This window comes from Achromobacter sp. GQ309 (assembly GCF_059759315.1).
Map to the genome: position 1 here is coordinate 635,688 of NZ_JCAXDP010000005.1, position 12,812 is coordinate 648,499.

Consider the following 12,812-nt stretch of genomic DNA (forward strand, 5'->3'; position numbering starts at 1 on the left):
TTACGTGTACCAGGCACGCCGGCAAACACACCCTGGAGGTTTCCATGCTTTGGCATACTCTTGGCCGCTTCATCCGTGGATATCGCAGTACCGATAAAAACGACCTGCTGGGACAGATCGACGCCATTCACAAATCCCAGGCGGTCATTGAGTTTGATCTGAACGGCCACATCTTGATGGCCAATCAGAACTTCCTGGACACCACGGGCTATTCGCTCGAAGAAATCCAGGGGCGTCACCACCGCATGTTCATCGATCCCGATGAACGCGGGTCGCCGCAATATGCAGCCTTTTGGGAAAGGCTGGGACAGGGCGCATATGATTCCGGCCGTTATCGGCGGATTCGCAAAGATGGCTCGGACGTCTGGCTGCAGGCGTCGTACAACCCCATCTTTGACAAGCGCGGACGGCCGGTGAAGGTGATCAAGTACGCCACCGACATAACCGATCAGCAAAATCGCCAGGCAGATTCCGAAGGGCAGCTCGCGGCGATTTCCAAGGTCCAGGCGATCATCGAGTTCAATCTCGACGGCACCATCCTGCGTGCCAACGACCTGTTTCTCGGTGCGGTGGGGTATCGCGCCGACGAGGTGCTGGGCCGGCATCACAGCCTCTTTGTCCCGCCCGAAGAAGCCCGAAGCACGGCGTACAAGGATTTCTGGCGCCGGCTGCGCAATGGCGAGCACGACACCGGCCAGTACATGCGCTTGGGCAAGGGCGGACGCCAGGTCTGGATCGAAGCCAGCTACAACCCCATTCTCGATGCGCAGGGCCGGCCATTCAAGGTGGTGAAGTTCGCTACCGACATCACCAAGCGCTTTACCGCCGCGCAGACGCTGCAAGTGGCCGTCCAGGGCCTGACCGAAAACGCCGAACGCGCGCGACAGGCCAACAGCCTCGCCCAGGACGCCAGCCGCATCGCTGAAACGGGCGGCGATACGATGCGCGACGTGGTGACGACCATGGAAGCCATCACGGGCAGTTCGCGCCGCATTTCCGAGATCATCGGGGTCATGGACGGCATTGCATTCCAGACCAACATCCTTGCGCTGAACGCGGCCGTCGAGGCCGCGCGCGCCGGCGAGCACGGCAGGGGCTTCGCGGTCGTGGCATCAGAGGTCCGCAATCTGGCGCAAAGCAGCGCGGCGGCCGCGAAGGAAATCAAGGCGCTCATTACGACCTCCGTGGCGCAGGTCGAAGGCGGCGCGGTGCAGGTCCAGTCCGCCGGCGGCACGATGGAGGGGATCGTCGCGTCGTCTCGCCGCGTGACCGAAATCATGGCCCAGGTCGTTGAAGTGTCGCTGGCGCAATCGGACAAGCTGGCCGGCGTGACCGAAGATCTCACCGATACCCACGCCGAACCCACAAGACGATTGCGCGCCGCCTAGCGGGCAGGGCATCTGCGCTCGAGTGCGCTATAAAGACGGCATTGCCGATCATCTGTGGCCCGCGCGGGCAATTTCCGCTGCGGGCCACGCCTTTTGCCCGATGTCCATGACTGAATCCGAAGCCCTCGCGCTTGCCACGCACCGCCATTACAAGGGTGGCCTTTACCGCTACATAGGCACTGCCCGCCATTCCGAAACCGAAGAGTCCATGGTGGTGTACGAACACCTCTGGCCGCACACGCGCGGGCTGTGGGTGCGCCCGGCCGATCTGTTCTTCGGGCAGCTTGCCGACGGTTCGGCCCGGTTCGCCGCCCTGCATCCGGCGGAGTAAGCGCGTGACGTTTTTCTATCGGCGCACGCGTGCGGCCAGCGCATCGCCGGCCCGTCCCACGGCGCGTGCGCAAGCGGCCTTGACGCACGCGCTTGAAGCGTTGGGCCGCCCCTTCATCGTGGCCGACCTGGAAACGACCGGCCTGTCCACCGCAAGCTGCGAAATTCTTGAATTTGCGGCAGTCAGAGTGGGTGAGGGCGGGGCGGTCGTCAACGAATACACGCAGGTCGTTCGCACTTGCAGCCGTGTCCCTTCCTTCATATCCCGTCTCACCGGCATTACGCAGGCCGAAGTCGATCGCGACGGCATTCCGGTCGCGCAGGCCTTTTCGTCGTTCCTGGATTTTGTCGAGGATCTGCCGGTGTTCTTCCATAACGCTTCGTTCGACCGGCGCTTCCTGAGCGCGGCCGCTGACCAGACGGGGCTGCCTTTTTCGAACGCCACGCACTGCACGTTGGCGTTGGCACGCCGCGCGTGGCCGGAGTTGCCGTCGCACAAGCTCGATATCCTGGCGCGGCACGTCGGCGCCACTCAGCCGACCCACCGGGCGTTGGCGGACGTGCGGACGACGGTCGAGGTCGCGCTTGCAGCCAGCGCTCGGCTGGCCTGCGCGTAACGAGGCGCCATTTCTTTGGGAGTTCCCATGTCAGACCTGGAAGCAATCCGCCTCGCCGTGCGCCAGTTCACGGCTGAACGCGAATGGCAGCAATTCCATTCGCCCAAGAATCTGGCGATGGCGCTGGCGGGGGAAACGGGCGAACTCGTCTCGTTGTTCCAGTGGCTGGATGAAGACGAGTCGCGCAATCTGCCGGCCGCCCGGCTTGCGGACGCCGCGGACGAGATCGCCGACGTGCAGATGTATCTGGTGGCCCTGGCGGATCAGCTTGGCATTGATATCGCGCAGGCGGTTGCCGGCAAGATGGTGAAGAACGCCAACAAGTATCCCGCCGATGCGTTCCGGCGCAGCGCTCGCAAATACAACGAGCCCCCGGAAGAATAAGCGCCGGTCCGCGCAGCCGCTGGACCGGCGCCGAAAGTTCAAATCACTTTTTGCTCGTGGTGCACTTGGGGCGGCTCAACGAAAAAGCCGCCGACCAGCTTGCGCCATTCCTGGAAGTCGGCCGATTCCCGGAAATCCACCATGTGGTTTTCGACCGTTTCCCAATCCACCACCAGCGTGTAGCGCTGCGGCTGCTCGATGCTGCGGTACAGTTCCATGCCATGGCAGCCCTTGGCGCGCAGAAAAAGCGGCTTCGCCTGGGTAACACCGGCTTCAAACAGCGCTTCCTGTCCTTCGCGGACGTGGATGCTGGCAATCTCCTGAATCATGGCTTGGTCTCCGATTGATGGGGGTAGGCAAGGCGGGAGTAGTATGGCCGAAAACCTCGATTCCAGCCCGCTTCATGAATTACCGAGCCGTCACATTGACTCGTCTCATTTCCGTCCGCCTACTCTGGTATGTCGCCGTCGGCATCATTGCTCTGATGTCCCTGTACCTGCATACGCAATTCGGCGTTGTGGTGCTGCTGTCTGCCATCGCCATCTACATTCCTTTGTCGATGCTTGGATTGCCGCTCGTTGCGTGGCTATGCCTGTCGCGCCGCACAAGCGGCGTTGCGGCCGGGCTGCCGCCCGCCTGGCCCGCGTATCTTGCGGGCGTGACCGGCATTGTCCTGCTGGGCAGCTATCAGGTGCTTGCCAATCTGTACGTGGCCGAATGCGGCTTCCTGCTTGTGCTGGTGGCCGTGGACCTGATGCTGGCGCGCCGCGAGACCGGCTGGCTGCTACACCTGGCGCGTTAGATATCACGCGTGAGCCTCACGCGCGCGGCCCCATCCTTTGAGTTGAAACCCACCCGCAAGCGGGGCTTGACGGACGCATTGCGTCATCCATACGCATGGCCGTGCGAAGCCGGTATCTCCGCTTTCAGGTTTGTGTAATTCGCGAGTCCATCCTCCAGAAAGACCCGGTCGTTCGTTTAACCGATACCGACCTGCCTAGGACGGCGCAATCATTCCGTACCAATACGAAAGTCCCACGCCCTGCGAATGCAAGGGCGCAGTTCCTGGGTAGTAACGGTCCGCGCCGGTCGGTCTCCGGCACCTGTGCATCCGTGCAGACGGATCAGGAGGAGCTCAAATGAAAAAGCTCGCAGCAGTCGCCGCGTTGTCATTGTTTGCCGCATCGGCTTACGCCACTGGCCCGGGCCAGGTCGGCGGTTCGGTGACCGGTCACGCCGGCGCCATCAACGGTACCGCTTCGTCCATCTCCACCGGCAGTTCGGTGGTGGCCACCCAGGTGAACGGCTACGGCTCGTCGAGCCAGACGTCGTTCGGCAGCACGGGCGGCATCGCGGAAGTCGGCGGATCGTTCAGCCGCGACGGCACGCAAGTCGTCACCAGCACGCGGCAGTACGCCAATAGCGAGTCGTACGGGCATGTGACGGGCAACGCCCCAATCATGGTCGGCGACAGCATCGCCAACGGCGGCGCAACGTTCGGCAAGACGGATACGAGCGCCTCGGCGACGGGCTCGTTCCACGCGGCAAATATCGGCGCGTTCGGGTCGATACACGGCGTCGGCCCGGTGGGCCATGTCGTTGGGTTCAATCGCTGACCCAATTATCCGGACGGCTTCGGCCGTCCGGGCGAGGGGACATCATGAAGAGCATCGTTCTAGCCATCTCCCTGTCGCTCGCCGCCATGTCGGCGGGGGCGCAGACCAGCACGTCCAGTTCCACGACGTCGGCATCGTCCGGGTCGACCAACGCGGGCAACAACCAGGGCATCACACTCAACTCAAGCAACAGCGGGACCAGCACGTTGCGCAGCGCACCGCCGGTTGGCGGCCAGAGCTTCTACGGCTCGTTCTCGTCGGACAGCTGCATGGTGTCAGCGGGCGGCGGCGGGTCCGTGGTGGGTTTCGGGATGAACGTCGCGATTCCGATCGAGGACCAGAAATGCAGTCTGCGCCGCAACTTCGAGCGCACGATGCAGGCTGCGGCATCGACCAAGGACGCGGATCGCTCGCGGCGTCTGGAAACCGCGGCCATCGATATCCTGTGCCAGACCGACGATCGCACCAAGGCGGCGCTGGTGGCGCAGGGGCTCTGCACCAATCCTGCGCTGACGACGGCGGACCACCGGTTCGACAGCGGCGCCGTGGCGCAGGTCGCGCCGCAGACGCCCGTCCAGACTGCAGGCACGGCGACGGCGCTGCCGCAAGCGGCGGCAACGCCGGCAGTGCAGGGCTATCCGGTGCTGTCAGCGCGCAGCGCCGCGTTCACCGCGCCGCCACTGCGCAACCCTCGCGTAGAGCGGCAACAGTTCGCCGACCTGTACTCTCCCGGCTGAAGCGGCCTGTGCATGACGGCAATCAGGGCGTGGCGGGCGGCGGGACCGCGACGGGCGCGGGCGCCTGCGCGGGTTCCGGCGCCGACGCGAGCAGCATGGTCGGCGGGGACGACACTTCAAGCTTGGCCTCGTCCAGGCGCTTGAGCACCGTGAACAGCAGCGCGCTGCGCACGCCGTACGCGGCACGCGGCGACGACACATAGCCCCTAGCATTGAAGATCAGGTGGCCTGCGTCGATACCGTCCAGGAAGACGTTGGGCGCCGGCGACTCCAGCACGTCTTCGTGATCCGCCAACGCCTGCAGCATCAGTTCACGCACCTGCTCGGCATCCGTCGACAACGGCATGGGCAGCTTGATCTGCACCAGGCCAAGCGGATTGGACCGCGTCACGTTGCGCACCGTTTTCGTCACGAATTCGGAGTTGGGCACGATCACCGTCGACCGGTCTCCCATCTGGATCTCGGTGGCGCGCACATTGATGCGCAGGATGTCGCCTTCGACGCCGCCCAGCGAAACCCAGTCGCCCACCTTCACCGGCCGCTCGGCCAGCAAAATCAGGCCCGACACGAAGTTCTGCACCACCGCCTGAAGGCCAAAACCGATACCCACCGACAGCGCGCTCGCGATCCACGCGACCCGCTCCAGTCCGATTCCCGCGGCCGACAGCGACAACGCCACGGCCAGCACGAAGCCGCCGTACCCAAACAGCGTCGCGGCCGACAACTGCATGCCCGGGTCCAGCTCCGTGGTGGGCAGATAGCGGTTGGATAGCCAGCGCTTGAGCATCTTCACGCCCAGCAGCGACAGCGCCAGCACGATCAACGCCTGCAGCACCGCGCCGGGCCGGATCTGCGCCTCGCCGATGGCCAGGCCCTTGCGGAGCTGGTCAAAGCGCTGCACCAGATCCATCGGCGCTTCGCCGAACGGCGCCAACACCAGAATGATGGCAAGCAGCGCGATGGCCACGCGACCCAGTCCGGACAGCAGCACCGCGGCCTGATCGCGCATGCTGGGCCCTTCGCCTTCACCGCCTTCGCGGTGCGCCGTGCCCAACAAGGTGCTGAAACCGTCCTCGACCAGCGTCGATGCCAGGTAGGCCGACGCCAGCACGATCAGCACCCACAACACCTGCTTGACCAGGAAGCTGCCGAACGCCACGTAACCCAGCAGCAGGCTAGCGAAGCTGACGATCAGCACCGTCCAGATGGCGGCCAGCATCAGCGAGACCCAGAGCGGAATCGGCGCTTCGCTGTCCTGCATGACCTGGCGGCGCAGGCGGCGGCCGATGAACAGCACGGCGGCAAGCAACGCCATGCTCAACACGCCCACGATGCCGGTCAGGGTGATGGTCGTGGTCAGGCTGGCGTCCAGCAGGACGGGCAACCGTTCCGCGAGCCAGATCAGGACCACCAGCACGCCCAGCGTGCCGGGAAGCCAGCGCAGCCGGTTCGCCACGATGTCGCTGACCGGCGGCAGGCGCCAGGACGGACGATTGGTGGACAGCAAGGCGTAGCCCATCCCCGACACGAAGCCGCCGAAGCAGACCGTGGCTACCAGGTTGGTCAGGAGCGAATCGGTGCTGTCCGACAGTTGCGATCTCCAGTCCAGGCCGGTCTGGATGAGCAAGGCGATCACGCCAGGCGTGGCGACCGAAAGCGCCACGAGGGCCACCGCCAGAAACGATCGGCGCAGCCGTCCGGGCGGCACTCGGGTTGCCGTGAGCCGCAGCAGATACCGGCCAACCCAGACGCGCAGTGCAATTGCCAGACCGGCAACGACCGTCAGCAGCAGCCAACCCCATTTCGGCGTCTGTCCCACGGCGGTGGACAGGTCGTCGCGTAACGCTTCAAGCCGTTCCAGATCTCGGGGAAACTCCTGGCGGAATTCGGCCCAGAACTGGCCCGACAGGAAGGAGTCGCGACGCTCGCCCAAGCGTGCCTGAAACTGCTTGCGCCGCTGGGCTGAAATCTGTTCAGCCGTCTGGCCGGCATCCACTGACAGCAGCCGCGCCAACTTGATCTGCGCGTCCAGCGCGCGGCTGTTCTTTTCCAGCTGGGCGCGCTGCGCCGCCACATCCGGCGCTTCCTTCGCGCCGTCCGGCGGCGTGCCCAGTTCGCTCAGGCGTGCGGTCACGCTGGCCAGTTGCGGCGTCAGCGCTTCAGTTGCGGCGTCTGCCTTGGACTGGATGTCCAGCGCCTCGCCCCGCTGCTTGAGCAGCACGGCGTCGTCCGTTTCGTCGGGGACCCGCTTGCGGATCTCGTCAATCTGCTTGCGGGCCGCACCCAGAACGGCTTCGGTGTCGGCGGGGGCGGCGGGCGGCGCCGCAAAGGCGGGCAGGAAGCAGAAGACCAGCAGCAGCGCAGCAAGCAGCGCCGCCAGGTTGGGCGCGCGGGGTAGGCGGGCGCGAAAGGGCTGAGTGGGCGTGGTCGGGATCATGTTTTTGGGGCGAGTTGCTCGCGTGGAGGCGGCAGCATAACAAGCCGCCGCCTCACCCGTTGCAACAAAAACTGGTGTTGCGTCCCTGTATTTTTAGAGGTGCTAGTTCGTGGGCTTGACCTCGCTAGCGGGCCGGGAAATTGGGGCCGGATTTGGCCGGCCAGATCAGCATGCCGACCGGCCATGACGGCTGTCGCAACGCCTGTTTACCAGCCGAACGTTTGGATTCACTTCAACTGGCGTCCGGACGCCAGTGCAGCCCGCGTGCGAGGCTTGCCCAGCACCGCGTCGCAGACCTGCAACCATGCACGCGCGGCAAACGACAGATAGCTGGACTGCAGCCAGATATGGCCAACCTCCCACTGGATGCCCGACTTCGCAAGCTTCGCGGTACTCAGGCCGCGGGTCTTCATCCGCTGCATCAGCGGTTCGGGCAAGAGGGCCACGCCAAGTCCTGCCGAGGCCATTGCCACCAGAAAATCCCAATGCGCGCTTTGCGCCGCGATGCTGGGCTGCAGACCCGCATCGGCAAACGCCTGCCGCAACCGCCGGGTGATTGCGAAGTCGTCGGTGGGGATCAGCAGCCGCGCCTCGCGCAGTGCGCTCAGCGGCAGCGACGTCTTTCCGGCCCACGGGGCGTCTGGCGGCCCGATCACCCAGATCGGATAGCTGCCAAAAGCCTGCGCGGCCAGACCGCTGTCGGGGGCGACAGGCAGGATGGTGGCGCCGACCTCCAGTTCGCCGCTGGCCACCAGGTTTTCCACCGCCTGGCCCGTGCCTTCGCGCAGGGTCAGGTGGATGCCGGGATGCAATTCGCGGAACCGTTTCACAACGGGCGTGAACAGCAGATTGATCATGGGCGGGATACCGACCTCGAGAGCCCCGCGTCCCAGCTCCGCGGTCTGGCGCATTTCCTCCGACAGTTGGCGCATCGTCTCCAGCACTTGAAGGCCACGCTGGTACATGACCCGGCCGGTATCGGTAGGGCGGGCAGTGTGCCCGTCGCGGATCAGAAGCGGCGAGCCGGCTTCTTCTTCCAGTTGCCGGATCATCTTGCTGACTGTGGACTGCGTGACGAACAGCGCCTTGGCCGCCTGCGTGAAGCTGGCATGCCTGACGGTTTCCACGAAATACCGCAATGCGCGCACGTCCATGGGAAAGCTGACCCTCCGCGCCGTGCGCGAGAAAAATTCAAATGATGAAAAAAACGACTGGAACGGATGATTTTAAGTCATTACGAGATTTGCCCTCGGCTTCCTATACTGCCGAAAAATCGTCCCGGCGCCCGTATCCACGGCCTTCGGGACTTCGGGAAACGCCGCGTCAGACGGTGCCCGGGCGCTGCAGACCCCAGCCGCTACGCCCGGCCCTAAGCCGCCAGCCTTTGAATTTGGAGACACCATGCCTTTCGACCGGATCCGTAACGCCGACCTGCACGCCAGGATCACTTCAGCCGAACAGGCCGCCTTACTGGTTCAGGACGGAATGACCGTCGGAATGAGCGGATTCACTCGGGCAGGCGACTGTAAGTCGGTGCCGGCCGCGCTGGCAGCGCGCGCAGAACGCGAACCGCTCGCCATCACGTTGATCACGGGCGCATCACTCGGCCACGACACCGACAAAATGCTGGCGCAGGCCAATGCGCTGGCACGACGTCTGCCGTTCCAGGTCGACACGACCCTGCGCCGCAAGATCAATCAGGGTGAAATCGCCTTCATCGACCAGCATTTGTCCGAAACGGTGGAGCAGTTGCGGGCGGGCCATCTGGGCCCCATCAACGTGGCCATCATCGAGGCCGCCGCCATCACGGAATCCGGCGCGATCGTGCCGACCATGTCGGTAGGCAACTCCGCGTCGTTCGTGCAGCAGGCCGACAAGATCATTGTGGAACTGAACATGAGCGTGCCTGCCGCCATCGAAGGCCTGCACGATATCTACGTTCCCGGCGACCGTCCCGCCCGCCAGCCCATCGGCCTGGTGTCTGCGGACCAGCGCATCGGTCAGACCTGCATCGAGGTCGATCCTGCCCGGATCGCCGCCATCGTCATCACGCAAGAGCCCGACAGCCCCTCCAACGCGCTGCCGCCCGATACCGAGACCAACGCCATTGCAGGTCACATCAACCAATTCCTGCGCGGCGAGGTGGATGCTGGTCGCCTGACCAACGCGCTGCTGCCGTTGCAGGCAGGTATCGGCACCATCGCCAACGCGGTCCTGCACGGGTTCGAATCGTCTGATTTTGAGAACCTGGTCATGTATTCCGAAGTGCTGCAGGACAGCGCGATCGAGCTGCTCGACCAGGGCAAGCTGGCATTCGCCTCGGCGTCGTCCATCACCGTATCCAAGCCCGTGTACGAGAAGATCCTCGCCAACATGGAGCACTACCGCCAGCGCATCGTGCTGCGTCCGCAAGAAATCAGCAACGCACCCGAGATCGTGCGGCGCCTGGGCATCATCGCCATCAACACGGCGCTGGAATTCGACATCTATGGCAACGTGAACTCCACACACGTTGGCGGCACGCACATGATGAACGGCATCGGCGGCTCAGGCGACTTCGCCCGCAATGCCCATCTTGCCATCTTCGTGTCCAAGTCGATGGCCAAGAACGGCGACATCTCCAGCGTGGTGCCAATGGTGTCCCACGTCGACCACACGGAGCACGACGTTGACGTGCTCGTCACGGAATGCGGTCTGGCGGATCTGCGCGGCCTTGCGCCACGTGAGCGCGCCCGCGCCATCATTCAGAACTGCGTGCATCCGTCGTACCGCGACGCGCTACAAGACTATTTCGATCGTGCTTGCGCCCGTGGCGGCCAGACGCCGCATCTGCTGGAAGAAGCGTTCTCCTGGCACCAGCGGTTCAATGAAACCGACTCGATGCAGCCCGTCGCGGCATCGGAGCGCAAGGCGGCCTGAAGCGGGATTGAAGATTGACTGCCGCCGTCGCGGCGTCCGCCTGGGATTTCGAGCGAAGCGAAACCAGGCTGTTCCAGGCAACGTCCTGCGGGGCGCCGCGTTTTGGTCAAGGTAAAGCAGCTGTACGCCGCTTTGCCTTTTTTTTCGCCTGAGACCTAGCTTTCGTCCTCGGGCTTCGATGTCACAAGCGTCTGGCGCGACATCTCCAACTCGTCGCGCAGCCATTGCTTGAACGCATTCAGCGGCGCCCAATCCCGCAAGCTTGGCCGGTACACCAGGTGGTAGGTCTGCCCCAGTTCGTAATGCACGCGCACGGGCGACACCTGTACTAGCCGCCCCGCACAAAGCGCGTCGGCCGCCAGCAGTTCACGGCCAAGCGTGATGCCCAAACCCTGCTCGGCAGCCTGCAGCATCATCCCCGCATCATTGAACGAAGCCACGGGCGTGACCGGCGTTGGAAAACCGGCCGCCGTGAACCAATGCTGCCAAAGCTCGCGTTCGCCGAGCAAAGGCTGCCGCGCCAGCGTTTCGGGCGAATTGTCGGGCAGGGCCGCCAATGTCTCAGGCGACGCCAGCACGATGAGCGGCAGCGGCACATCAAACAGCGGCTCTGACTCCGCCCCGGCCCACGGCCCTTGCCCGATCCGAAGCGCGGCATGGAATCCGTCCCGCGCCAGATCGACCACCTGCTGGGAAGTCTCGATCTCCAATGCCAGTTCCGGATGCCGGGCGCGCCACCGCGCCATGCGCGGCAACAGCCAGCGCTGCGCAAACGATGGCAATACCGACACGCGCAACCGTTGTTCGCGTCCGCTCGCGGCCGCGTTCGCCGCCATCAGCCCTTCGTCGAGCAACGCCATGGCGCCCTGCACGCTGCACAGCAACGCCGCACCGGCCGAGTTCAACACGATGCCACGGCCGCTACGCTCGAAAAGCGGAAAGCCAATCTGCTCTTCAAGCACCTTGATTTGCTGGCTCACGGCGCTGTGCGTCAAGTGCAGCCGCTCAGCGGCGGCGCGCAGGTTCTGCAGTTCCGCAACAACGCGAAAAGCGGGGAGGGTATTCAGCGGCAACCGCATGGCAGGCCTATTCAAGAAATATTGGTAATCGTAGCTTACCGAAAAGGCCAAAACAATTCGATTTTCAACGGGTCTTTGGGCGCTTACGCTTACCAAAACGGAACAAAAGGAGCCCGTTATGACCGCGCAACCTCTCATACCCACGTCTTCCTTGGTCGGCACGCCCCGCGGACCCCTGCCCACGGCCGGACCTGTCACGTCCGTAACGGTCGCGTCCATACCCGTCGCGCCCATACCTTCGCGTTCTGCACCCCTCGGGCTATCGCCCGCACTCCCTGCAACGCCTGCCGTGTTGGAGGCCGCGCAAGCGCCGGACCGCAGCTTCCTCACGCGCATTTGGCACGCCTATCGCGCTTGGCGCAACACGGCGCGGATGCGCAACATGGCCCAGGACATGGAGCCGCACCTGCTCAGCGACGTGGGCGCACCCACATGGCTGATCAACGAAGCCAGCGTGAGGCGCGAACTTTCCCGCCTTCGCCACATTGATTACATCCGTTGGTAGTCCGGGATGGAGCAGCCGCGAGCCGCGGAAATCCTGCCCGAGGGCTCGGGGATACGTCCACTTGCGGCGCGTATATATATATAGAGCGTCTATATATACAGCGCCGAGATCGCCTCTCCAGAGAGAGCAACATAATTTGCGACACCCACATGACAGCGCAAAATTCTGTGCTATAGTCTCGCTCCTTCGCAGCTCACACAGTTTTTGAGACGCGAAGCCAAGCAAGTGCAACAGGCGAGGCGGGGCATCCCGACATCACCTGCCGCAACAGCAATCAGAAATGAGCGCTTCGCGGTTATTGCAAAGATCGACGCAAATTGGGCAGAAGCCAGTTGCAAGATCTGCAAAAATTGTGCTATAGTCTTGGGCTTGGCGGTTGCCGAAAAGTTAGGGTTTACCCTGATGTTTCGACAGCTGCTAGGGCAGGGCGAAAGTCCTGGCGAGACCTGAAGAGGTCGCAGCAAGAAAGCAAAGCAAAATGCGCAGCTGACTTGACAAGCGATAAAAACTTCTTCATAATCTCGTTTCTCTGCTGCAACGACAGCGACGACGCGAAAGCGAAGTTAGCCGAAGTTGAAGGCAGAAACCAGTAGTACAGAATTTCGCAGTACCGCTCTTTAACAATTAAACAACCGATAAGTGTGGGCGCTTGATGCGAGTGCAGCGGTTTGGGTTTCGGCCTGGATCGCAAGCACAAGAAATCAAGTGCTCACTAGAAGTGAAGTACCTTAGACGTCAAGTTTAAGAACATACCTCACTTCCTTTGAGTAGCGACGTATGACCTGGTTTGGATTTATCCG

The 12,812-nt window shown here is 63.4% G+C and carries 13 protein-coding genes; 9 read left to right on the top strand and 4 right to left on the bottom strand.

Features of this window, described 5'->3' with window-relative positions:
- Positions 1–44 precede the first annotated feature (44 nt).
- From AC6CIE_RS19220 to AC6CIE_RS19235, 4 genes are all read left to right on the top strand, one after another.
- Positions 45–1,388: a PAS domain-containing protein gene (locus AC6CIE_RS19220; protein ID WP_498093368.1), complete on the top strand. Its 1,344-nt coding sequence runs from the start codon at positions 45–47 to the stop codon at positions 1,386–1,388.
- Between the two features lie 106 nt (positions 1,389–1,494).
- Positions 1,495–1,719, top strand: coding sequence for a DUF1653 domain-containing protein (locus tag AC6CIE_RS19225; RefSeq protein WP_175138296.1), 225 nt, complete (start codon positions 1,495–1,497; stop codon positions 1,717–1,719).
- A 4-nt stretch (positions 1,720–1,723) separates the two neighbouring features.
- Positions 1,724–2,335 (top strand): 3'-5' exonuclease, encoded by a 612-nt coding sequence (locus AC6CIE_RS19230; protein WP_498093370.1) that lies wholly within the window; start codon positions 1,724–1,726, stop codon positions 2,333–2,335.
- 27 nt (positions 2,336–2,362) lie between these two features.
- The gene (locus tag AC6CIE_RS19235; protein WP_175126012.1) at positions 2,363–2,719 is read left to right on the top strand and encodes a nucleotide pyrophosphohydrolase; all 357 of its coding nucleotides are present in this window, start codon (positions 2,363–2,365) and stop codon (positions 2,717–2,719) included.
- A gap of 38 nt (positions 2,720–2,757) precedes the next feature.
- Here AC6CIE_RS19235 and AC6CIE_RS19240 read toward each other — a convergent pair whose 3' ends face one another.
- Positions 2,758–3,048, bottom strand: a complete 291-nt coding sequence (locus AC6CIE_RS19240; RefSeq protein ID WP_056570634.1) for an antibiotic biosynthesis monooxygenase family protein — start codon at positions 3,046–3,048, stop codon at positions 2,758–2,760.
- Positions 3,049–3,143: 95 nt separating this feature from the next.
- Between AC6CIE_RS19240 and AC6CIE_RS19245 the strand changes: the two genes are divergently transcribed.
- The 3 genes from AC6CIE_RS19245 (at position 3,144) to AC6CIE_RS19255 (ending at position 5,072) form a co-directional block, all read left to right on the top strand.
- Positions 3,144–3,521: a hypothetical protein gene (locus AC6CIE_RS19245; RefSeq protein ID WP_498093373.1), complete on the top strand. Its 378-nt coding sequence runs from the start codon at positions 3,144–3,146 to the stop codon at positions 3,519–3,521.
- A gap of 337 nt (positions 3,522–3,858) precedes the next feature.
- Positions 3,859–4,335 (top strand): hypothetical protein, encoded by a 477-nt coding sequence (locus tag AC6CIE_RS19250; RefSeq protein ID WP_175126015.1) that lies wholly within the window; start codon positions 3,859–3,861, stop codon positions 4,333–4,335.
- A gap of 44 nt (positions 4,336–4,379) precedes the next feature.
- Positions 4,380–5,072: a hypothetical protein gene (locus AC6CIE_RS19255; RefSeq protein ID WP_498093375.1), complete on the top strand. Its 693-nt coding sequence runs from the start codon at positions 4,380–4,382 to the stop codon at positions 5,070–5,072.
- 22 nt (positions 5,073–5,094) lie between these two features.
- Here AC6CIE_RS19255 and AC6CIE_RS19260 read toward each other — a convergent pair whose 3' ends face one another.
- Positions 5,095–7,509 (bottom strand): DUF3772 domain-containing protein, encoded by a 2,415-nt coding sequence (locus AC6CIE_RS19260; protein WP_286940050.1) that lies wholly within the window; start codon positions 7,507–7,509, stop codon positions 5,095–5,097.
- A 227-nt stretch (positions 7,510–7,736) separates the two neighbouring features.
- A complete protein-coding gene (locus AC6CIE_RS19265) occupies positions 7,737–8,663 on the bottom strand; it encodes a LysR family transcriptional regulator (RefSeq protein WP_498093377.1) in 927 nt (308 codons plus the stop codon).
- 247 nt (positions 8,664–8,910) lie between these two features.
- On the opposite strand from AC6CIE_RS19265, the gene scpC reads away from it, so the two are divergent.
- Positions 8,911–10,428, top strand: coding sequence for a succinyl-CoA:acetate CoA-transferase ScpC (scpC, locus tag AC6CIE_RS19270; RefSeq protein WP_498093379.1), 1,518 nt, complete (start codon positions 8,911–8,913; stop codon positions 10,426–10,428).
- A 155-nt stretch (positions 10,429–10,583) separates the two neighbouring features.
- On the opposite strand, the gene AC6CIE_RS19275 is transcribed toward scpC, so the two are convergent.
- Positions 10,584–11,507, bottom strand: coding sequence for a LysR substrate-binding domain-containing protein (locus AC6CIE_RS19275; protein ID WP_343736923.1), 924 nt, complete (start codon positions 11,505–11,507; stop codon positions 10,584–10,586).
- A 289-nt stretch (positions 11,508–11,796) separates the two neighbouring features.
- Between AC6CIE_RS19275 and AC6CIE_RS19280 the strand changes: the two genes are divergently transcribed.
- Positions 11,797–12,012 carry an isoleucyl-tRNA synthetase gene (locus AC6CIE_RS19280; protein WP_498093381.1) on the top strand — a complete coding sequence of 72 codons (216 nt, stop codon included), beginning with the start codon at positions 11,797–11,799 and terminating at the stop codon, positions 12,010–12,012.
- Positions 12,013–12,812 lie beyond the last annotated feature (800 nt).